Here is a 20,848-nt window from a genome sequence, read left to right on the forward strand (position 1 = left end):
TGGCTGTTATGCAGGAATACACGAATCATTCCGATACCACTTTTGCACTGCGTAATATTTCCTTTCGTGTGCCGGGGCGCACGCTTTTGCATCCGCTGTCGTTAACCTTTCCTACCGGGAAAGTGACCGGCCTGATTGGTCACAACGGTTCTGGTAAATCCACACTGCTCAAAATGCTGGGACGTCATCAGCCGCCGTCGGAAGGCGAAATTCTTCTTGATGCCCAGCCGTTGGAAAGCTGGAGCAGTAAAGCCTTTGCCCGCAAAGTCGCTTATTTGCCGCAGCAGATTCCTCCGGCTGAAGGGATGACCGTGCGCGAACTGGTGGCGATTGGTCGCTATCCGTGGCACGGCGCGTTGGGGCGATTTGGCGTGGCAGATCGCGAAAAGGTCGAAGAAGCCATCGCTCTTGTCGGCTTAAAACCACTGGCGCATCGGCTGGTGGATAGCCTTTCTGGCGGTGAACGTCAGCGAGCGTGGATCGCCATGCTGGTGGCGCAGGATAGCCGATGCCTGCTGCTGGATGAACCGACCTCGGCGCTGGATATCGCTCATCAGGTTGACGTGTTGGCGCTGGTGCATCGTTTAAGCCAGGAACGCGGCCTGACGGTGATTGCTGTGCTGCACGATATCAATATGGCGGCGCGTTACTGTGATTATCTGGTCGCCCTGCGCGGCGGTGAAATGATTGCTCAGGGAACGCCTGCGGAAATTATGCGCGGCGAAACCCTCGAAATGATTTATGGCATCCCGATGGGTATTTTGCCGCATCCGGCGGGTGCCGCACCTGTGAGTTTTGTTTATTGATGAGCGGCTTACCTCTTCTTTCGCGTCGTCGACTGTTAACGGCGATGGCGCTTTCTCCGTTGTTATGGCAGATGAATACCGCTCGCGCGGCGGCGATTGATCCGCATCGTATTGTGGCGCTGGAGTGGTTGCCGGTGGAACTGCTACTGGCGCTCGGCATCATGCCTTACGGTGTGGCGGACACCATTAACTATCGACTGTGGGTCAGCGAACCGCCATTACCGGAATCGGTGATTGACGTTGGTTTGCGTACAGAACCTAACCTCGAACTACTGACCGAAATGAAACCGTCGTTTATGGTCTGGTCGGCAGGATATGGCCCTTCGCCAGAAATGCTGGCACGCATTGCACCGGGGCGCGGATTTAACTTCAGCGACGGCAAACAGCCACTGATGATGGCGCGTAAATCACTGACGGAAATGGCGGATTTGCTCAACCTGCAAAGCGCGGCAGAAAAGCATTTAGCGCAATATGAAAAATTTATCCGCAGTATGAAACCCCGCTTTGTAAAGCGTGGAGCGCGCCCGTTATTGCTGACGTCGCTTCTCGATCCGCGCCATATGCTGGTCTTCGGTCCAAACAGCTTGTTCCAGGAAATTCTCGATGAGTACGGTATTGTGAATGCATGGCAAGGGGAAACCAACTTCTGGGGCAGCACCGCGGTCAGTATTGATCGTCTGGCGGCGTATAAAGATGTTGATGTGCTGTGTTTTGATCACAATAACAGTAAGGACATGGACGCGTTAATGGCGACACCGCTGTGGCAGGCCATGCCGTTTGTCCGTGCAGGGCGTTTTCAACGCGTACCCGCAGTTTGGTTCTATGGCGCGACGCTTTCGGCAATGCACTTTGTGCGCATTCTGGATAACGCCATTGGAGGCCAGGCGTGAGTAAACGAATTGCGCTTTTTCCGGCGTTATTGTTGGCGTTGCTGGTGATTGCCGCTGTGGTGCTCACCTGGATGAACTTCTCGCATGCGCTGCCGCGTAGCCAGTGGACTCAGGCAATCTGGTCGCCGGATATTGACGTCATTGAGCAGATGATTTTTCACTACAGCTTGCTGCCGCGTCTGGCTATTTCGCTGCTGGTTGGCGCGGGTCTGGGGCTGGTTGGCGTGCTGTTTCAGCAAGTGCTACGTAACCCGCTGGCGGAACCGACCACGCTTGGCGTCGCAACGGGCGCGCAACTGGGGATTACCGTCACCACGCTGTGGGCGATTCCTGGTGTGGCGGCAAGTCAGTTCGCCGCGCTGGCGGGGGCTTGTGTGGTTGGCTTAATCGTCTTTGGCGTCGCGTGGGGTAAACGCCTTTCGCCAGTGACGTTGATCCTCGCGGGTCTGGTCGTGAGCCTTTATTGCGGGGCAATCAACCAGTTACTGGTCATTTTTCATCATGACCAGTTGCAAAGCATGTTCCTGTGGAGCACCGGTACGCTGACGCAAACCGACTGGGGCGGCGTTGAACGTTTATGGCCGCAGTTACTGGGCGGCGTGATGCTGACATTGCTACTACTGCGCCCGTTAACCCTGATGGGGCTTGATGATGGCGTGGCGCGCAATCTGGGGCTGGCACTGTCGCTGGCGCGTCTGGCTGCGCTGTCTCTGGCGATTGTTATCAGCGCCTTGCTGGTGAACGCGGTCGGGATTATCGGCTTTATCGGTTTGTTCGCGCCGCTGCTGGCGAAAATGCTGGGCGCGCGTCGTCTGCTGCCGCGGCTGATGCTGGCGTCACTGATTGGGGCACTCATTCTCTGGCTTTCCGATCAGATAATTCTCTGGCTAACCCGCGTATGGATGGAAGTTTCCACCGGATCGGTCACTGCACTGATTGGTGCGCCGCTGCTGCTATGGCTGCTGCCACGTTTACGCAGCATTAGCGCGCCGGATATGAAGGTTAACGATCGGGTCGCGATTGAACGCCAACATGTGCTGGCGTTTGCCCTCGCTGGTGGTGTGCTGCTGCTGATTGCCGTAGTGGTGGCGCTGTCGTTTGGTCGTGATTCGCAAGGCTGGACGTGGGCGAGTGGGGGACTGCTTGAGGATTTAATGCCCTGGCGCTGGCCGCGAATTATGGCGGCACTGTTTGCAGGCGTGATGCTGGCAGTGGCTGGCTGTATTATTCAGCGGCTGACCGGAAACCCGATGGCAAGCCCCGAAGTGCTGGGGATCAGCTCTGGTGCGGCGTTTGGCGTAGTGCTGATGCTGTTTCTGGTGCCGGGCAACGCCTTTGGCTGGTTGCTGCCCGCGGGAAGTCTCGGTGCGGCGGTGACGCTGTTGATCATTATGATCGCCGCCGGGCGCGGTGGATTTTCACCACATCGGATGCTGCTGGCGGGGATGGCATTAAGCACCGCGTTCACTATGCTGCTGATGATGTTGCAGGCGAGCGGCGATCCACGTATGGCGCAAGTGCTGACCTGGATTTCCGGTTCGACCTACAATGCCACCGATGCGCAGGTCTGGCGCACCGGAATTGTGATGGTGATTTTGCTGGCAATTACGCCGCTGTGCCGTCGCTGGCTGACCATTTTACCGCTGGGTGGTGATACCGCACGAGCCGTGGGAATGGCGCTGACGCCGACGCGAATTGCGTTGCTGATGCTGGCGGCCTGTCTGACGGCGACCGCGACAATGACCATTGGGCCATTGAGTTTTGTTGGTCTGATGGCACCACATATTGCACGGATGATGGGCTTTCGACGGACGATGCCGCACATTGTGATTTCGGCGCTGGTGGGTGGTTTGCTGCTGGTGTTTGCGGACTGGTGCGGGCGGATGGTGTTGTTTCCGTTCCAGATCCCGGCGGGATTATTGTCGACGTTTATCGGCGCGCCGTATTTTATTTATTTGCTGAGAAAGCAGAGCCGTTAATAAAATGCCTCGCCCGGTGGGCGAGGCAAAATCATCACAACTTAGCAAACACCCGACGTGCGGCATCGATGGTGTTATTGATATCTTCCATGCTGTGCGCCACGGACATAAAGCCCGCTTCAAACGCTGACGGTGCCAGGTAAACACCTTCGTCCAGCATCATATGGAAGAAACGCTTAAAGCGTTCCACGTCACAGGCCATTACGTCCTGATAACACGTCACTGACCCGGCATCGGTAAAGAAAATACCGAACATGCCGCCAACGTGGTTCACAACCAGAGGAGTCCCCGCTTCTTCTGCCGCTTCCAACAAGCCTTCCGCCAGACGTGTTGTCAGCTCATCCAGTGTCTCGTGAACACCCGGCTGCGCGACTTCATTCAGACAGGCGAAACCGGCTGCCATCGCAATTGGGTTACCGGAAAGTGTACCCGCCTGATACACCGGGCCGGTCGGGGCCAGCGCATCCATCACATCACGACGGCCGCCGAAGGCACCAACAGGCATCCCGCCGCCAATGATTTTGCCCAGACAGGTGAGATCCGGCACGACACCGTAATAATCCTGTGCGCCCGCCAGCGCCACGCGGAAGCCGGTCATTACTTCATCAATGATTAGCAACGCGCCAAACTCGTCACACAGCGCGCGCAGACCCGGCAGAAACTCCGGCAACGGCGGAACGCAGTTCATGTTACCGGCTACCGGTTCAACGATAATACAGGCAATTTCTTCCGGGTACTGCTCAAACGCGGCGCGTACAGACGCCAGATCGTTATAGGTACAGGTTAAGGTATGTTTGGCGAAATCCGCCGGAACGCCCGGAGAGTTCGGTTGACCCAGCGTCAGTGCGCCAGATCCTGCTTTCACTAACAGACAGTCGGCGTGGCCGTGGTAACAACCTTCGAATTTAATGATTTTATCGCGGCCGGTAAAACCACGGGCGAGGCGGATAGCGCTCATCGTCGCTTCGGTGCCGGAGTTCACCATACGCACCATATCCATCGTCGGCACCAGTTCGGTCACCAGTTCCGCCATTTTTACTTCCATTTCGGTCGGCGCACCAAAGCTCAGACCGCGCCCGGCGGCTTCAATTACTGCGTTACGGATCGCCGGGTGGTTATGGCCCAGCACCATCGGCCCCCAGGAACCGACATAATCGATATACGCTTTGCCATCAACATCGTACAGATAAGCGCCGTCCGCTTTTTCGATAAACAGTGGAGTGCCGCCCACGCCGGTAAAAGCGCGAACAGGGGAGTTCACACCGCCAGGGATCAGCTCGCGCGCTGCGCTGTAAAGATTTTCAGACTTACTCATGGAGGGTTCCTGATTCGTAGAAAAAGTGAATGGCTGCTATTCTATGTTATTCATAACAAGTTAAATACTCGTCAAGCATCAGGTTGCTTGTACTGCGGCAACCCGGATTTCTAAGAGTATAAAAGTTTTGCGCATTTGAAACATTACGCTTTGCAAAGGATTTTCATCGAACGAGCGAGTAGAATGCCGTCATCTTATTTGTATGACCAATAAGTGATCATTGGATGAAAACTGATACACCCTCTTCTGAAATACCGCAGGCTGCGCGTCTGCGACGCAGACAACTGATTCGTCAACTTCTTGAGCGCGACAAAACGCCATTAGCCATTTTGTTTATGGCTGCGGTCGTCGGCACCCTTGTCGGGCTGGCAGCAGTAGCTTTTGACAAAGGCGTCGCCTGGTTGCAGAACCAACGTATGGGCGCGCTGGTACATACTGCCGACAATTACCCACTTTTGTTGACCGTCGCTTTTCTCTGTTCGGCGGTGCTGGCGATGTTCGGTTATTTTTTGGTGCGCAAATACGCGCCGGAAGCAGGTGGTTCGGGTATTCCGGAAATTGAAGGCGCGCTGGAAGATCAACGTCCCGTCCGCTGGTGGCGTGTATTGCCGGTGAAGTTCTTTGGTGGTCTGGGAACGCTGGGCGGTGGCATGGTGCTGGGACGTGAAGGGCCAACCGTACAGATCGGCGGTAACATTGGCCGCATGGTGCTTGATATTTTCCGCATGAAAGGTGATGAAGCTCGTCACACGTTGCTGGCAACCGGTGCGGCGGCGGGGCTGGCGGCGGCCTTTAACGCGCCGCTCGCGGGCATTCTTTTTATTATCGAAGAGATGCGTCCGCAATTCCGCTATACGCTAATTTCGATTAAAGCGGTATTTATTGGCGTCATTATGTCGACCATTATGTACCGGATATTTAATCACGAAGTCGCGTTAATTGACGTAGGTAAACTCTCTGATGCGCCGCTCAATACGCTCTGGCTTTATCTGATCCTCGGTATTATTTTTGGTATCTTCGGCCCTATTTTTAATAAATGGGTGCTGGGGATGCAGGATTTGTTGCACCGTGTGCACGGCGGCAATATCACGAAATGGGTGCTGATGGGCGGTGCGATTGGCGGCCTGTGTGGCTTGCTTGGTTTCGTTGCGCCAGAAACTTCGGGCGGCGGTTTTAACCTGATTCCTATCGCGACAGCAGGGAATTTCAGCATGGGAATGCTGATTTTTATTTTTGTTGCGCGGGTGATCACCACGCTGCTCTGCTTTTCTTCTGGTGCACCGGGCGGTATTTTCGCCCCGATGCTGGCGCTTGGTACGGTTTTGGGAACGGCATTTGGCATGGTCGCTACGGAACTGTTTCCGCAATATCACCTTGAAGCAGGGACATTTGCTATTGCTGGAATGGGCGCGTTACTGGCGGCATCCGTTCGTGCGCCGCTAACCGGGATAATATTGGTACTTGAGATGACAGATAACTATCAGCTCATTTTGCCAATGATTATTACTGGTCTTGGCGCAACACTATTAGCACAATTTACCGGCGGAAAACCGCTATACTCAGCGATTCTTGCCCGCACGCTGGCAAAACAGGAAGCGGAACAACTGGCGCGAAGCAAGGCCGCGGCTGCCAGCGAGAATACTTGAACGAAATACCAGGGTATTAGATAATGGCGCTTATTATTGGGTTAGAATTTGCCCAATTGCCGATGTCGTTTGGAGCAAAATATGAGTGATGACGTAGCACTGCCGCTGGAATTTACCGACGCAGCAGCCAACAAAGTTAAAAGCCTGATCGCTGATGAAGATAACCCGAATCTGAAGTTACGCGTGTATATCACTGGTGGCGGTTGCAGCGGCTTCCAGTATGGTTTCACCTTTGATGATCAGGTGAACGAAGGCGATATGACTATCGAAAAACAGGGCGTAGGCCTGGTGGTTGACCCGATGAGTCTGCAATACCTGGTCGGCGGTTCCGTTGACTATACCGAAGGTCTGGAAGGTTCACGTTTCATCGTGACCAACCCGAACGCGAAAAGCACCTGCGGTTGCGGTTCTTCCTTCAGCATCTAATCTGCTTTTAATATGCCGGATAACCTATCCGGCATATCTTCTCTTCAACGTCCATTATCATCCAGTGCAAACGTCGGTAGTTTAAGATGCCAACGGATAGCTGCCAGCCGAATCAATAGCGTTACAACCATCCCCATCATACTGGCTGTTTCCAGCGGTACGGAGAACGTGTAATGGGCTGTAGCGTGGACAATACCGCCGATAATGCAGGCCGTCGCGTAGATTTCTGTGCGTAATATCATCGGGATTTCACGCGCCAGTACATCCCGGATGATCCCGCCGCCAACGCCGGTGATCACCCCCATACAAACGGCAATCAGTGGGCCTGCTTCCGCATTAAAGGCTTTGTTGACACCAATACCAACAAACACCGCCAGGCCAACCGCGTCAAGCACAGGCAGCATCCATTTTGGTAAGCGTCTTGGCTGGCGTACCAGAACGATAGTCAACATACTGGTCACCATCGCGACGACCAGGTCTGTGGGATCTTTCACCCAAAATACCGGACCGTGATCCAGCGCCATGTCGCGAATTGTCCCGCCACCTACTGCGGTAACCACGCCCAGAACCAGGACGCCAAAAGGATCCATACGCAATTTTCCGGCTAGCAAAACGCCGGAGATGGCAAATACCGCTGTGCCGACTATATCCAGCCAATAGACGAGCATTTCTCAATCCCCACTGAGCACCTGAAAATATCAGGCGCTAATCCACCTGTGAAAGCGCATTACAGAGTTGTTGTGCAGCGAGGATAATACGTGGGCTTGCGCGTTCAAACCAGTCGCTCGTGAGAGGAATAACGGGAATTTTGAGCTGTTCGCCCCAGTATTGCTTTATTTTAGGAATTTTATCCGCTCCGCCCGTGATGACAATAGCCTGTGGGGCGCGTGCTAATACCTGTTCGCGGCTAACCTGCGGCCAGGGAACCCGGCTGTCTTTAAAGATGTTTTCTCCGCCGCAAACTTCCAGCACCTGGTTCTGAATCGACTCTTTTCCGCTGGTGAACGGCGGATTAATGCCGAATTGTAAGAAAACACGTTTTTTAGGTTTATCAGCATATTGCGCTTTCAGTTGCGCATACTGTTCCAGTAAGGTTTGCGCGGCTTGCCCGGCTTTGTCTGGCTGCGGGCTCCAGGGTGCCAGTTGGCGTAGTGCATCAGCAATTTGTTCAATGCTTGTCGCATCGACCCACATCACTTTTATTCCCAGCGAAATCAGTTGGTCAACCTGCCGCTCGGCATTGCCCCCGCGCCAGGCAATCACCAGATCGGGCTTCAGCGCCACGATGCGCTCCAGATTCATCCCCTGCCAGGAGGAAACCTGCTCAATCTTCCGGGCTTCTGGTGGATAGTCGGAATAACTGCTGACCCCTACCGGGGTGATCCCGGCGGCAAAGGCAAGTTCAGTGTTGGCGGGAGAAAGAGTGATAACGCGCGGCGCGGCGTTGAGCCACAGCGGCGCGAGAAAAGACAGGGCGACCAGCGCCCTGAACAGTGACTTAGCCATGAGTCAGTTTCTGCACCAGTGACTCAACCATCAGGCTGGACTGTTTGGCTGCAACGGCCAGAAATTCGTCGAAGCTGAGATGAGACTGCTGATCGGCCACGTCAGAGATGGCGCGCACCACCACAAACGGTACGTTAAAATTGTGGCAGACATGAGCGATAGCCGTCGCTTCCATCTCTACCGCAATGGCTTGCGGGAAGTTGTGACGGATTTTCGCCAGAGCAACGGAGCCGTTGATGAAAGCGTCACCACTGACAATCAGACCGCGCACGGCGTTAAGATTCAGTTCGGCAATGCAGGACTCGGCAGCCGCGATCAATTTATCATCAGCTTTGAAGCCTGCCGGGCAGCCAGGTAGCTGACCGTATTCGTAGCCAAATGCCGTCACGTCGGCGTCGTGATAACGTGTTTCGTCAGAGACAACGATATCGCCTACTTTCAGCGTTGATGCCAGCCCCCCCGCAGAACCGGTGTTAATAATCACATCTGGCTTGCAGTGCTCCAGCAGTAGAGTCGCACCCAGCGCCGCAGCGACTTTACCGATACCCGATTTCAGAAGCGCAACCTCGGTTCCGTTCAGTTGACCCGTGTAGATTTCACAGCCACCCAGGCGGAGAGTTTGACGGTTTTCGATTTTGTCACGCAGCAGCGTAACTTCTTCTTCCATTGCACCAATGATGCCGATTTTCATAGATTTACTCGCGATAAGCCCGATTTGAGGGCATAGTTTATCATGCGCTTAAGGGGAAGCGTATTTCTCACGCGGGAGAGGACATGACACAGATTGATTTCCGAAAAAAAATAAACTGGCATCGTCGTTATCGTTCACCGCAGGGTATTAAAACCGAGCATGAGATCCTGCGGATCTTTGAAAGCGATCGGGGACGTATTATCAACTCCCCGGCAATTCGCCGTCTGCAACAAAAGACCCAGGTCTTCCCACTTGAGCGTAATGCCGCCGTGCGCACGCGTCTTACCCACTCTATGGAAGTGCAGCAGGTAGGGCGCTATATCGCCAAAGAGATATTAAGTCGTCTGAAAGAGCTTAAATTGTTGGAGGAGTATGGTCTGGACGAGCTGACCGGCCCCTTTGAAAGCATTGTCGAGATGTCATGCCTGATGCACGATATCGGTAACCCGCCGTTTGGTCATTTTGGCGAAGCGGCGATTAATGACTGGTTTCGCCAGCGTTTGTACCCGGGGGATGCCGAAAGTCAGCCGCTGACCGATGATCGCTGTCGTGTGGCAACGTTGCGATTAAGGGAAGGAGAGGAACCGCTCAATGAATTGCGGCGCAAAATTCGTCAGGATTTATGTCATTTTGAAGGCAATGCGCAGGGGATTCGCCTGGTGCATACATTGATGCGGATGAATCTCACCTGGGCGCAGGTTGGCGGTATTTTAAAATATACCCGTCCGGCGTGGTGGCGTGGTGATACGCCTGAGACGCATAACTATTTAATGAAAAAGCCGGGCTATTATCTTTCCGAAGAAGTCTATATTTCCCGTTTGCGTAAAGAACTTAATTTGGCTCTTTACAGTCGTTTTCCATTAACGTGGATTATGGAAGCTGCCGACGATATCTCTTATTGTGTGGCTGATCTTGAAGATGCGGTTGAGAAAAGAATATTTACCGTTGAACAGCTTTATCATCATCTCCACGAGGCATGGGGTCAGCATGAGAAAGGTTCGCTGTTTGCACAGGTAGTAGAAAATGCCTGGGAAAAATCACGCTCAAATAGCTTAAGTCGCAGCACGGAAGATCAGTTTTTTATGTATTTACGGGTTAATACTCTCAATAAACTGGTGCCTTACGCGGCACAACGATTTATTGATAATTTACCGACGATTTTTGCCGGAACGTTTAATCATGCGCTGTTGGAAGATGCCAGTGAATGTAGCGATCTTCTGAAGTTATATAAAAATGTCGCCGTAAAACATGTATTTAGCCATCCAGATGTCGAGCAGCTTGAATTACAGGGCTACCGGGTGATTAGTGGGTTATTAGAGATTTATCGTCCTTTATTAAGTTTGTCGTTATCAGACTTTACTGAACTGGTAGAAAAAGAACGGGTGAAACGTTTCCCGATTGAATCGCGCTTATTCCACAAGCTCTCCACGCGCCATCGGCTGGCCTATGTCGAGGCCGTCAGTAAATTATCGTCAGATTCTCCTGAATTTCCTCTATGGGAATATTATTATCGCTGCCGCCTGCTACAGGATTATATCAGCGGTATGACAGACCTCTATGCGTGGGATGAATACCGGCGTCTGATGGCTGTAGAACAATAACCAGGCTTTTGTAAAGACGGACAATAAATTTTTACTTTTTGCAGAAACTTTAGTTCGGAACTTCGCGCTATAAAACGAATCTGAAGAACACAGCAATTTTGCGTTATCTGTTAATCGAGACTGAAATACATGAAAAAAACCACATTAGCACTGAGTGCACTGGCTCTGAGTTTAGGTTTGGCGTTATCTCCGCTCTCTGCAACGGCGGCTGAGACTTCTTCAGCAACGACAGCCCAGCAGATGCCAAGCCTTGCACCGATGCTCGAAAAGGTGATGCCTTCAGTGGTCAGCATTAACGTAGAAGGTAGCACAACCGTTAATACGCCGCGTATGCCGCGTAATTTCCAGCAGTTCTTCGGTGATGATTCTCCGTTCTGCCAGGACGGTTCTCCGTTCCAGAGTTCTCCGTTCTGCCAGGGTGGCCAGGGCGGTAACGGCGGCGGTCAGCAACAAAAATTCATGGCGCTGGGTTCCGGTGTCATCATTGATGCCGATAAAGGCTATGTTGTTACCAACAACCACGTTGTTGATAACGCGACGGTCATTAAAGTTCAACTGAGCGATGGCCGTAAGTTCGACGCGAAGATGGTTGGCAAAGATCCGCGCTCTGATATCGCGCTGATCCAGATCCAGAATCCGAAAAACCTGACTGCAATTAAGATGGCGGATTCCGATGCGCTGCGTGTAGGTGATTACACCGTAGCAATCGGCAACCCGTTCGGTCTGGGCGAGACGGTAACTTCCGGTATCGTCTCTGCACTGGGACGTAGCGGCCTGAACGCCGAAAACTACGAAAACTTCATCCAGACCGATGCCGCAATCAACCGCGGTAACTCCGGTGGCGCGCTGGTTAACCTGAACGGCGAACTGATCGGCATTAACACCGCGATCCTCGCGCCGGACGGCGGTAACATCGGTATCGGTTTTGCTATCCCGAGTAACATGGTGAAAAACCTGACCTCGCAGATGGTGGAATTCGGCCAGGTGAAACGCGGCGAGCTGGGCATTATGGGAACCGAGCTGAACTCTGAACTGGCGAAAGCAATGAAAGTTGACGCCCAGCGCGGTGCTTTCGTAAGTCAGGTTCTGCCGAACTCTTCCGCTGCGAAAGCTGGCATTAAAGCGGGTGATGTGATCACCTCACTGAACGGTAAACCGATCAGCAGCTTTGCCGCGCTGCGTGCCCAGGTTGGCACCATGCCGGTGGGTAGCAAACTGACCCTGGGCTTACTGCGCGATGGTAAGCAGGTTAACGTGAACCTGGAACTGCAGCAGAGCAGCCAGAATCAGGTTGATTCCAGCTCCATCTTCAACGGTATTGAAGGCGCAGAGATGAGCAACAAAGGCAAAGATCAGGGCGTGGTAGTGAACAACGTGAAAACGGGCACTCCGGCTGCACAGATCGGCCTGAAAAAAGGTGATGTGATTATTGGCGCGAACCAGCAGGCAGTGAAAAATATTGCTGAACTGCGTAAAGTTCTCGACAGCAAACCGTCTGTTCTGGCACTGAACATTCAGCGCGGCGACAGCACCATCTACCTGTTAATGCAGTAATCTCCCTCAACCCCTTCCTGCAAACGGGAAGGGGTTCTCTTTTCAATTTGTGACTCCCTCCACAACTCCATATTTCTGCATTGTCCTTTGTGCATTTGCACAATGCTGTGCGTTGCGTACTTCCTTATGCTAAACCGTGCTCAACGGAGGGCTTATGGCTGGCATCTTGATACCAAAATGGCGCAGGATATCGTGGCGCGCACTATGCGCATTATCGATACCAATATCAACGTAATGGATGCTCGCGGGCGAATTATCGGCAGCGGCGATCGTGAGCGTATTGGTGAATTGCACGAAGGTGCATTGCTGGTACTTTCGCAGGGGCGAGTAGTCGATATTGATGATGCCGTGGCGCGCCATCTGCATGGTGTGCGACAGGGGATCAATCTACCGTTACGGCTTGAGGGCGAAATTGTCGGCGTGATCGGACTGACCGGTGAACCGGAGCATTTGCGTAAATATGGCGAGCTGGTCTGTATGACGGCAGAAATGATGCTGGAACAGTCACGGTTGATGCACCTGCTGGCGCAGGATAGCCGACTGCGTGAAGAGCTGGTGATGCATCTGATTCAGGCTGAGGAGAGTACGCCAGCATTAACCGAATGGGCGCAGAGGTTGGGCATCGATCTCAATCAACCCCGCGTAGTAGCCATTGTCGAGGTCGACAGCGGTCAGCTTGGCGTCGATAGCGCGATGGCGGAATTACAGCAACTGCAAAACGCGCTGACTATGCCGGAACGTAATAATCTGGTTGCGATTGTTTCGCTGACTGAAATGGTGGTGCTAAAACCGGCGTTGAATCAGTTTGGGCGCTGGGATGCGGAAGATCATCGTAAGCGAGTTGAACAACTCATTACCCGCATGAAAGAGTATGGTCAGTTACGTTTCCGCGTTTCGCTGGGTAACTATTTTACCGGTCATGGCAGTATTGCCCGTTCTTATCGCACGGCGAAAACGACGATGGTCGTCGGTAAGCAGCGAATGCCAGAAAATCGCTGCTATTTTTATCAGGATCTGATGTTGCCTGTTTTACTTGATAGTTTGCGCGGTGACTGGCAAGCCAACGAACTGGCTCGTCCTCTGGCACGGCTCAAAGCGATGGATAATAACGGTTTGCTACGGCGTACGCTGGCGGCGTGGTTTCGCCATAATGTGCAGCCGCTGGCAACGTCAAAGGCGTTGTTTATCCATCGTAATACGCTGGAGTATCGTCTCAACCGTATCTCTGAATTGACCGGGCTGGATTTGGGTAATTTTGATGACAGGCTGTTGCTGTATGTGGCGTTGCAACTGGATGAAGAGCGGTAGGTTCATAACAAAATTAAAGCCGGGTGATACTTTACCCGGCTCGCAGAATGACATCAGTTACTATTATTTGCGTGTCAGCTTTTCCAGATCCGCCTCAATTTCGCTGATCTTATTGGTCACCACTGACTCCAGGTGACGCAAGTCATCGAGAATTTTACGTTTAAGATCCACTTCGCTACGATCGCGTTGGCAGATTTGATCAAGCTCATCAATGATATAACGCAGATTCGGGCTGATCTCCTGAACTTCTTTATAGCCCTGACCCACACCATCTGCAACCACCGTTTTGCGCTGACGTGGATATTTAAACTTCACGCTCTTGGCAAAAAACTCACCTTTATCTTTCTGGAAATAGATTTTCAGAATATCGTTGTTGGCTTCCTGCCGGAGGCTGTAACGATCAATTTCTTCAGGATTGGTAATACCCAGACTTTTCAGATTGTCGTACATAGCGTTACCTCAAAATGAGTCAGTAAATTGTGCTTATCTTAGCATTTGGCCTGGCCCGCCCGGCTCGACTGTGATCGCAGAAAGCCTTTTTCCAGACTTCTATCATGGCGTAAAAATTAAAAAATTACCTGCTTTATTCTGGCGATAGATTTTACGTTCTACACCAGTTCCAGTATCGTCACTTCCGGACGGCAGTTAAGCCGCAGCCCATACAAACTTCCCACGCCGCGGGTCGTATAGATTTTTCGTTCACCAAACGCATTTAACCCGGTGACGTAGCGTTTATCTTCGACTGGTGCAAAAGATTCGCCAACCAATGGCACGCGTAGCTGCCCGCCATGAGTATGACCGCACAGCATCAGATCCCAGGGGGCATCACGCATGACTTCTTTGCTGTCGGGATTATGTGCCAGCACCAGCCGTGGCAGATTAGCGTCGTTTACGCCGGGAGGGTTACATTGCCCAGCCCATAAATCCCCAGTGCCAACCAGTTCAAATTGTCGATTCTGTGTGGAGAGAACCGTTGCCTCGTTAAACAACACCTTGATACCAGCCGATTTCAGCGCTTCGCTAATTAAGCGATTCTTTTGCGTACCGACGGGGCGATCGTGGTTGCCGTAACAGGCAAATGTCGGCGCACATTCGGCAAGGGGAGATAGTACGCCACCAAACGCCGAAAAATTCAGCGGCATATCAAATAGTACGTAGTCGCCGCCCAGCAATATCAAATCGGGATTTTGCGCCACTCCAAGGGCAATGGCTTCTGATATCAGGGTGAGTGGAACAAAGCGGGAGTAATGGAGATCGGCAAGAAAAAGAATTTTGAACGGTGCGGCTTTATCTTTAAAAAAGACGATGTGCTGATGGGTTAATTCAAGCCAGCCGGGTTCCAGGTAATGTATATAGCCGAAACCTGAGCCTGCGGCTAACGTTGCGGTGGCAGCCTGTAAAAAACGTCGGCGTGAAATCATCATCTTTCCCTGCAAAGAAAACGGGCAGCATCATGCTGCCCGTGTACATACTCTTAATCGATGGTACGCAGCAGTTCGTTGATGCCGACTTTACCGCGGGTTTTCGCGTCAACTTTCTTAACAATAACAGCACAGTAAAGGCTGTATTTACCATCTTTCGACGGCAGGTTGCCAGAAACAACTACAGAACCTGCCGGAACGCGACCATAGTGGATTTCACCCGTTTCACGGTCGTAAATACGGGTGCTCTGACCGATGTATACGCCCATGGAAATAACGGAACCTTCTTCGACAATTACGCCTTCAACGACTTCAGAACGCGCGCCGATGAAGCAGTTATCTTCAATGATGGTCGGGTTAGCCTGCAGCGGCTCCAGCACACCACCGATACCTACACCGCCAGACAGGTGCACGTTTTTACCAATCTGCGCACAGGAACCGACTGTGGCCCAGGTATCAACCATCGTACCTTCATCAACGTATGCACCGATGTTGACATAAGACGGCATCAGCACAGTGTTACGGGCGATAAACGCACCCTGACGCACTGCCGCGGGTGGCACCACGCGGAAGCCTTCTTTCTGGAAACGTGCTTCGTCGTAGTTGGCGAATTTCATCGGCACTTTATCGAAGTAGCGGCTTTCTGCTCCTTCTACCACCTGATTATCATTAATACGGAAAGAGAGCAGCACCGCTTTTTTTAACCACTGATGCGTCACCCACTGACCGTCAATTTTTTCCGCAACACGCAGTGCGCCGGAATCCAGCAGGGCGATCACCTGATTTACCGCTTCGCGGGTAACGGTGTCTGCATTGGCTGGCGTGATCTCGGCACGGCGTTCAAAAGCGGTCTCAATAATGTTCTGTAACTGCTGCATTGTTAAACTCTTTTCATATCAGTAAACACATCACCCTTTATCGTTTGGATTGAGGGCCTCTGTCAACCGCTGATGTACTTCCTGCTGCAACTCGTTATTAAGTGCACGTCGGTCAGCGGTGGCGATTATGAATAAATCTTCTACTCGCTCACCAATGGTTGTAATTCTGGCACCATGAAGCGAAATTCCCAGATCGGCAAAAATTTTCCCTACCCGTGCCAGCAGTCCAGGCTGGTCGAGAGCAATCAGCTCGAGGAATGATTTTCGGTCGGTATGGGTTGGCAAAAACGTCACTTCGGTTTCAACGGTAAAATGACGCAGTTTGGCGGGTTGACGACGCGGCTGAGGTGGCTGCCAGCTACTTTGTGTCAGTACCTGCTCCAGACCAAAACGAATAACTTCATGGCGATCAGTGGACAGAGGGCTGCCATCTGGCTCCAGCACGATGAAGGTATCCATCGCCATACCGTCGCGGGTGGTGAAAATTTGCGCGTCATGAACGCTTAAATTGCGACGGTCTAACTCGGCACAAACGGCGGCAAACAGGTATGGGCGGTCCGGGCTCCAGATAAAAATCTCGGTGCCACCGCGCGTGGCTTGCGGGCTAAGTAATACCAGCGGCTTACTTAAATCGTGCTGTAATAAATGGCGCGCGTGCCAGGCCAGTTGATTTGGGCTATGGCGGACAAAATAGTTAGCGCGACAGCGCGACCAAATTTGGTGCAGCGCCTCTTCGTCGATGTTATCCATGCGCAACAGAGCCAGCGCCTGAAGCTGGTGATGGCGAACCCGTTCGCGCATATCCGGCGTATTTTGCATTCCGCGTCGTAGCTGCTTTTCGGTAGCAAAATAGAGCTCACGCAACAGACTTTGCTTCCAGCTATTCCACAGCGTTTCGTTAGTGGCACAAATATCAGCCACCGTCAGGCATACCAGATAGCGCAGACGATTTTCCGTTTGTACTTCTTCGGCAAACTGTTTGATGACTTCCGGGTCCTGAATATCACGGCGCTGAGCGGTTACCGACATTAGCAAGTGCTGGCGAACCAGCCAGGCCACCAGTTGCGTTTCGCGCGAGTTCAGCCCGTGGAGTTCAGCAAAATTCACCACGTCTTGTGCGCCGAGTATGGAGTGATCGCCGCCGCGTCCTTTGGCGATATCATGAAACAATGCGGCGATGAAAATCAGCTCCGGCGATGGCAGGCGTGGCCAGACATCCACACACAACGGGTGGCGAGGGCGCGTCTCTTCACTGGCAAAACTTTCCAGTTTCAGCATCACGCGAATGGTGTGTTCATCCACTGTGTAAGCGTGGAACAAGTCAAACTGCATCTGCCCGACGATATGCGACCACTGCGGCATATAGGCACCGAGCACGCTATGACGATGCATTGGCAAAAGTCCGCGACGCACTGCGCCAGGGTGTCGAAGAATGCTTAAAAACAGTTTTCGCGCTTCCGGAATATTACACAGCGGTTGTTGCAGATGGCGACGGGCATGGCGCAACTGACGCAGCGTGGTGGAGTAAATACCAGTGATCGCGCTATTGCGCACCATGGTATAAAACATGCGCAAGATGGCTTCCGGCTGGCGCATAAACAGCGTTTCATCGCGTAGGTCGATCAGCGTACCACGTAGCTGAAATTCATCGTCAATCGGACGTGGTTTTTCATCTGCGGGGAGGGCGAGGATGGCTTCATCGAACAGTTGCAGCAGCATCTGGTTGAGTTCGCTGACGCGACGCGTGACGCGGAAATAATCCTTCATCATTCGTTCGACCGGTTCGTTACCTTCGCCACTGTAATTCAGACGCTGGGCGACGCTTAACTGGCGATCAAACAGCAGTCGGTTATCGTAACGGCTAACGACCAGATGCAGGGCAAAGCGAATGCGCCACAATATATGCAGACACTCGTTTAATTCCGCCCGCTCCGCAGACGTTAAGAAGCCAAACCCCACCATTTCATCCAGCGATGTAGCACCGAAATGTCGGCGGGCGACCCATTGCAGGGTGTGGATATCACGCAAGCCGCCGGGGCTGCTTTTGATATCTGGTTCGAGGTTGTAACTGGTGCCGTGATAACGCTGGTGGCGCTGGTTTTGCTCCTCAACTTTCGCCGCGTAGAACTTGTCAGAAGGCCAGAATCCTTCGCTGAAAATATGCTTTTGCAGTTCGAGAAATAGCGCCACATCGCCAATCAACAGACGTGATTCAATTAAATTGGTGGCGACGGTTAAATCCGATAGCCCTTCCAACATACACTCTTCAAGGGTGCGCACGCTATGACCGACTTCCAGCTTCACATCCCAGAGCAGCGTTAACAGTTCGCCCACTTTTTGCGCCTGATCGTCCGGGAGTTTTTTACGACTTAAGATCAGTAAATCGATATCTGAAAGCGGATGTAACTCGCCGCGACCATAGCCACCGACGGCAACCAGCGCCAGATCGGCAATCTGGCTGAAACCCGCTTCTATCCATAAACGTTGCAGGAGCTGGTCGATAAACTCAGTGCGCGCCTCAATCAATTGTTCCGCAGAAATCCCGCTGTCAAAGGCATCGCCCAGCCAACGCTGGAAAGTGTCGATATGGGCTTTTATTCCACAGACGGTTAATTCATCACGGGGCCAGACGCCAGGGTTTTGCGGTTGACCGGGAAGGGTGGGGAGAGCGGTGTTTGCGTACTGTTCTGGAAGGGTATTCATTGTGCGCCACCCATAAGATTAGATTAAATTATCGCATTAAAAAAGCCGGCATTCGCCGGCTTCAGATTGTTGACAAAGTACGCTTTGTTCATGCCGGATGCGGCGTGAACGCCTTATCCGGCCTACAACTTCTTGCAAATGGAGAAGGTAGGACGCATCAGGCAATTTTGCGTTTGTCTTCCTCTTATTCGTCGTGCGAGATTATCGCCGGGATGGTGTCATCCTTGCGTAGCGTCAGAATTTCGCAGCCGTTATCGGTCACTACAATAGTATGCTCGTATTGTGCAGACAAGCTGCGATCTTTGGTTTTTACCGTCCAGCCATCTTTCATGGTGCGGATCTCTTTTTTACCCGCGTTGACCATTGGCTCGATGGTGAAGGTCATCCCCGGTTTCAGCACGACGTTGGTTTCTGGGGAGTCATAGTGCAGCACTTGCGGCTCTTCATGGAAGCCGCGACCAATGCCGTGCCCGCAATATTCACGAACGACGGAGAAGCCTTCTGCTTCGACAAATTTCTGAATTGCCGCGCCGATTTCACGCAGATTAATGCCCGGTTTTACCATACGCAGCGCCAGATACAGGCTCTCTTGCGTAATGCGACACAGGCGTTCGCCCATGATGGTCGGTTTACCGACGATAAACATTTTTGAGGTGTCGCCGTGGAAACCATCTTTGATTACGGTGACGTCAATGTTAACGATGTCGCCGTCTTTCAGCAGTTTGGCGTCGTCCGGGATACCGTGGCACACCACTTCATTAATAGAAATGCAAACGGATTTCGGATAACCGTGATAGCCGAGGCAGGCAGAAACTGCGTGTTGCTGATTAACAATATAATCATTACAGATGCGATCCAGTTCGCCGGTGCTGACGCCCGGTTTAACATACGGTTCGATCATTTCCAGCACTTCGGCAGCCAGGCGGCCAGCGACGCGCATTTTTTCGATATCTTCAGGGGTCTTGATTGAGATAGCCATTAATTCTGTCCATCAGCGTCGGTGATACCGACAATATATATTTAAGTGCTGTCAATGGTATCACACCCTGCCAAATTGAGAATCATTCTGAACTTCGCGAAACGTGCCACCGAGGGTTTCCTGTAATAGAAAGTTCATCGTGTGATGTTGTACACCGCACCAACAATTATTGGAGTCCACGGCGTATTTGTGGTATAAAGCGCGCCGGACTTCCGATCCATTTCGTATACACAGACTGGACGGAAGCGACAATCTCACTTTGTGTAACAACACACACGTATCGGCACATATTCCGGGGTGCCCTTTGGGGTCGGTAATATGGGATACGTGGAGGCATAACCCCAACTTTTATATAGAGGTTTTAATCATGGCAACTGTTTCCATGCGCGACATGCTCAAGGCTGGTGTTCACTTCGGTCACCAGACCCGTTACTGGAACCCGAAAATGAAGCCGTTCATTTTCGGTGCGCGTAACAAAGTTCACATCATCAACCTTGAGAAAACTGTACCGATGTTCAACGAAGCTCTGGCTGAACTGAACAAGATTGCTTCTCGCAAAGGTAAAATCCTTTTCGTTGGTACTAAACGCGCTGCAAGCGAAGCGGTGAAAGACGCTGCTCTGAGCTGCGACCAGTTCTTCGTGAACCATCGCTGGCTGGGCGGTATGCTGACTAACTGGAAAACCGTTCGTCAGTCCATCAAACGTCTGAAAGATCTGGAAACTCAGTCTCAGGACGGTACTTTCGACAAGCTGACCAAGAAAGAAGCGCTGATGCGCACTCGTGAGCTGGAGAAACTGGAAAACAGCCTGGGCGGTATCAAAGACATGGGCGGTCTGCCGGACGCTCTGTTTGTAATCGATGCTGACCACGAACACATTGCTATCAAAGAAGCAAACAACCTGGGTATTCCGGTATTTGCTATCGTTGATACCAACTCTGATCCGGACGGTGTTGACTTCGTTATCCCGGGTAACGACGACGCAATCCGTGCTGTAACCCTGTACCTGGGCGCTGTTGCTGCAACCGTTCGTGAAGGCCGTTCTCAGGATCTGGCTTCCCAGGCGGAAGAAAGCTTCGTAGAAGCTGAGTAATAAGGCTTGATAACTCCCCCGAAATAGTTCGAGTTGCAGGAAGGCGGCAAGC

20 protein-coding genes are annotated in these 20,848 nt (G+C 52.3%); 11 read left to right on the plus strand and 9 right to left on the minus strand.

The annotated features are described in order from the left end of the window. Positions 1-8: 8 nt before the first annotated feature. From fhuC to fhuB, 3 genes are read left to right on the plus strand one after another with little or no spacing between them, the layout of a single operon-like run. Positions 9-806: a Fe3+-hydroxamate ABC transporter ATP-binding protein FhuC gene (gene fhuC / locus A1SC_RS02485; RefSeq protein ID WP_016262886.1), complete on the plus strand. Its 798-nt coding sequence runs from the start codon at positions 9-11 to the stop codon at positions 804-806. Then, positions 806-1,696 (plus strand): Fe(3+)-hydroxamate ABC transporter substrate-binding protein FhuD, encoded by an 891-nt coding sequence (gene fhuD, locus A1SC_RS02480; RefSeq protein ID WP_016262887.1) that lies wholly within the window; start codon positions 806-808, stop codon positions 1,694-1,696. Before fhuC ends, fhuD begins: the two co-directional genes overlap by 1 nt. Beyond that, positions 1,693-3,675: a Fe(3+)-hydroxamate ABC transporter permease FhuB gene (gene fhuB / locus A1SC_RS02475; protein ID WP_016262888.1), complete on the plus strand. Its 1,983-nt coding sequence runs from the start codon at positions 1,693-1,695 to the stop codon at positions 3,673-3,675. Before fhuD ends, fhuB begins: the two co-directional genes overlap by 4 nt. A gap of 34 nt (positions 3,676-3,709) precedes the next feature. Here fhuB and hemL read toward each other — a convergent pair whose 3' ends face one another. Next, positions 3,710-4,990, minus strand: coding sequence for a glutamate-1-semialdehyde 2,1-aminomutase (gene hemL / locus A1SC_RS02470; protein ID WP_016262889.1), 1,281 nt, complete (start codon positions 4,988-4,990; stop codon positions 3,710-3,712). Positions 4,991-5,155: 165 nt separating this feature from the next. Between hemL and A1SC_RS25690 the strand changes: the two genes are divergently transcribed. From A1SC_RS25690 to erpA, 4 genes are read left to right on the plus strand one after another with little or no spacing between them, the layout of a single operon-like run. Next, on the plus strand, positions 5,156-5,203 hold the full coding sequence (locus A1SC_RS25690; protein ID WP_214678600.1) for a hypothetical protein: 48 nt from the start codon (positions 5,156-5,158) through the stop codon (positions 5,201-5,203). Positions 5,204-5,214: 11 nt separating this feature from the next. Further along, complete coding sequence (clcA, locus tag A1SC_RS02465) at positions 5,215-6,636, plus strand: H(+)/Cl(-) exchange transporter ClcA (RefSeq protein ID WP_000845418.1); 1,422 nt, start codon at positions 5,215-5,217, stop codon at positions 6,634-6,636. A 23-nt stretch (positions 6,637-6,659) separates the two neighbouring features. Then, positions 6,660-6,725: a small protein YadW gene (gene yadW, locus A1SC_RS25310; RefSeq protein WP_122983118.1), complete on the plus strand. Its 66-nt coding sequence runs from the start codon at positions 6,660-6,662 to the stop codon at positions 6,723-6,725. Further along, positions 6,718-7,062: an iron-sulfur cluster insertion protein ErpA gene (gene erpA, locus A1SC_RS02460; protein ID WP_001295564.1), complete on the plus strand. Its 345-nt coding sequence runs from the start codon at positions 6,718-6,720 to the stop codon at positions 7,060-7,062. The genes yadW and erpA overlap by 8 nt, the downstream gene beginning before the upstream one ends. A gap of 44 nt (positions 7,063-7,106) precedes the next feature. On the opposite strand, the gene A1SC_RS02455 is transcribed toward erpA, so the two are convergent. The 3 genes from A1SC_RS02455 to mtnN are packed head-to-tail and all read right to left on the minus strand — an operon-like array spanning position 7,107 to position 9,259. Next, complete coding sequence (locus A1SC_RS02455) at positions 7,107-7,730, minus strand: TRIC cation channel family protein (RefSeq protein ID WP_000964219.1); 624 nt, start codon at positions 7,728-7,730, stop codon at positions 7,107-7,109. A gap of 37 nt (positions 7,731-7,767) precedes the next feature. Further along, the gene (btuF, locus tag A1SC_RS02450) at positions 7,768-8,568 is read right to left on the minus strand and encodes a vitamin B12 ABC transporter substrate-binding protein BtuF (protein ID WP_016262890.1); all 801 of its coding nucleotides are present in this window, start codon (positions 8,566-8,568) and stop codon (positions 7,768-7,770) included. Continuing rightward, on the minus strand, positions 8,561-9,259 hold the full coding sequence (gene mtnN, locus A1SC_RS02445; RefSeq protein WP_000689856.1) for a 5'-methylthioadenosine/S-adenosylhomocysteine nucleosidase: 699 nt from the start codon (positions 9,257-9,259) through the stop codon (positions 8,561-8,563). The genes btuF and mtnN overlap by 8 nt, the downstream gene beginning before the upstream one ends. Before the next feature lie 83 nt (positions 9,260-9,342). On the opposite strand from mtnN, the gene dgt reads away from it, so the two are divergent. The 3 genes from dgt (at position 9,343) to cdaR (ending at position 13,722) form a co-directional block, all read left to right on the plus strand. Further along, positions 9,343-10,860, plus strand: coding sequence for a dGTPase (gene dgt / locus A1SC_RS02440; RefSeq protein ID WP_016262891.1), 1,518 nt, complete (start codon positions 9,343-9,345; stop codon positions 10,858-10,860). 129 nt (positions 10,861-10,989) lie between these two features. Then, positions 10,990-12,414: a serine endoprotease DegP gene (gene degP / locus A1SC_RS02435; protein ID WP_001517772.1), complete on the plus strand. Its 1,425-nt coding sequence runs from the start codon at positions 10,990-10,992 to the stop codon at positions 12,412-12,414. Positions 12,415-12,540: 126 nt separating this feature from the next. Next, positions 12,541-13,722 carry a DNA-binding transcriptional regulator CdaR gene (gene cdaR / locus A1SC_RS02430; protein ID WP_032141542.1) on the plus strand — a complete coding sequence of 394 codons (1,182 nt, stop codon included), beginning with the start codon at positions 12,541-12,543 and terminating at the stop codon, positions 13,720-13,722. 63 nt (positions 13,723-13,785) lie between these two features. Here the strand turns inward: cdaR and A1SC_RS02425 are convergent, their stop codons facing one another. The 5 genes from A1SC_RS02425 to map all read right to left on the minus strand — a co-directional run bounded on the left by A1SC_RS02425 (position 13,786) and on the right by map (position 19,703). Then, positions 13,786-14,172 (minus strand): DUF3461 family protein, encoded by a 387-nt coding sequence (locus A1SC_RS02425; RefSeq protein WP_000272188.1) that lies wholly within the window; start codon positions 14,170-14,172, stop codon positions 13,786-13,788. Between the two features lie 158 nt (positions 14,173-14,330). Next, complete coding sequence (gene yaeI, locus A1SC_RS02420; RefSeq protein ID WP_024214652.1) at positions 14,331-15,143, minus strand: phosphodiesterase YaeI; 813 nt, start codon at positions 15,141-15,143, stop codon at positions 14,331-14,333. A 53-nt stretch (positions 15,144-15,196) separates the two neighbouring features. Beyond that, positions 15,197-16,021 carry a 2,3,4,5-tetrahydropyridine-2,6-dicarboxylate N-succinyltransferase gene (gene dapD / locus A1SC_RS02415; protein WP_001186657.1) on the minus strand — a complete coding sequence of 275 codons (825 nt, stop codon included), beginning with the start codon at positions 16,019-16,021 and terminating at the stop codon, positions 15,197-15,199. A gap of 30 nt (positions 16,022-16,051) precedes the next feature. Then, entirely contained in the window at positions 16,052-18,724 is a 2,673-nt protein-coding gene (gene glnD / locus A1SC_RS02410; protein ID WP_001517774.1) for a bifunctional uridylyltransferase/uridylyl-removing protein GlnD, read from the minus strand. Positions 18,725-18,908: 184 nt separating this feature from the next. Next, complete coding sequence (gene map / locus A1SC_RS02405) at positions 18,909-19,703, minus strand: type I methionyl aminopeptidase (RefSeq protein ID WP_001018205.1); 795 nt, start codon at positions 19,701-19,703, stop codon at positions 18,909-18,911. A 367-nt stretch (positions 19,704-20,070) separates the two neighbouring features. Here map and rpsB point away from each other — a divergent pair, with 367 nt between their 5' ends. Next, entirely contained in the window at positions 20,071-20,796 is a 726-nt protein-coding gene (gene rpsB / locus A1SC_RS02400; protein WP_000246882.1) for a 30S ribosomal protein S2, read from the plus strand. Positions 20,797-20,848 lie beyond the last annotated feature (52 nt).

The sequence above is a fragment of the Escherichia sp. KTE52 genome, from assembly GCF_000408325.1.
Lineage (GTDB): Bacteria > Pseudomonadota > Gammaproteobacteria > Enterobacterales > Enterobacteriaceae > Escherichia > Escherichia marmotae.

What these genes read in the sequence shown, in the direction of transcription:
- fhuC (WP_016262886.1), top strand. Translation starts at nt 9, where the DNA reads ATGCAGGAATACACGAATCATTCCGATACCACTTTTGCACTGCGTAAT.
- fhuD (WP_016262887.1), top strand. Translation starts at nt 806, where the DNA reads ATGAGCGGCTTACCTCTTCTTTCGCGTCGTCGACTGTTAACGGCGATG.
- hemL (WP_016262889.1), bottom strand. Translation starts at nt 4,990, where the DNA reads ATGAGTAAGTCTGAAAATCTTTACAGCGCAGCGCGCGAGCTGATCCCT.
- clcA (WP_000845418.1), top strand. Translation starts at nt 5,215, where the DNA reads ATGAAAACTGATACACCCTCTTCTGAAATACCGCAGGCTGCGCGTCTG.
- erpA (WP_001295564.1), top strand. Translation starts at nt 6,718, where the DNA reads ATGAGTGATGACGTAGCACTGCCGCTGGAATTTACCGACGCAGCAGCC.
- A1SC_RS02455 (WP_000964219.1), bottom strand. Translation starts at nt 7,730, where the DNA reads ATGCTCGTCTATTGGCTGGATATAGTCGGCACAGCGGTATTTGCCATC.
- btuF (WP_016262890.1), bottom strand. Translation starts at nt 8,568, where the DNA reads ATGGCTAAGTCACTGTTCAGGGCGCTGGTCGCCCTGTCTTTTCTCGCG.
- mtnN (WP_000689856.1), bottom strand. Translation starts at nt 9,259, where the DNA reads ATGAAAATCGGCATCATTGGTGCAATGGAAGAAGAAGTTACGCTGCTG.
- dgt (WP_016262891.1), top strand. Translation starts at nt 9,343, where the DNA reads ATGACACAGATTGATTTCCGAAAAAAAATAAACTGGCATCGTCGTTAT.
- degP (WP_001517772.1), top strand. Translation starts at nt 10,990, where the DNA reads ATGAAAAAAACCACATTAGCACTGAGTGCACTGGCTCTGAGTTTAGGT.
- cdaR (WP_032141542.1), top strand. Translation starts at nt 12,541, where the DNA reads ATGCTAAACCGTGCTCAACGGAGGGCTTATGGCTGGCATCTTGATACC.
- A1SC_RS02425 (WP_000272188.1), bottom strand. Translation starts at nt 14,172, where the DNA reads ATGTACGACAATCTGAAAAGTCTGGGTATTACCAATCCTGAAGAAATT.
- yaeI (WP_024214652.1), bottom strand. Translation starts at nt 15,143, where the DNA reads ATGATTTCACGCCGACGTTTTTTACAGGCTGCCACCGCAACGTTAGCC.
- dapD (WP_001186657.1), bottom strand. Translation starts at nt 16,021, where the DNA reads ATGCAGCAGTTACAGAACATTATTGAGACCGCTTTTGAACGCCGTGCC.
- glnD (WP_001517774.1), bottom strand. Translation starts at nt 18,724, where the DNA reads ATGAATACCCTTCCAGAACAGTACGCAAACACCGCTCTCCCCACCCTT.
- map (WP_001018205.1), bottom strand. Translation starts at nt 19,703, where the DNA reads ATGGCTATCTCAATCAAGACCCCTGAAGATATCGAAAAAATGCGCGTC.
- rpsB (WP_000246882.1), top strand. Translation starts at nt 20,071, where the DNA reads ATGGCAACTGTTTCCATGCGCGACATGCTCAAGGCTGGTGTTCACTTC.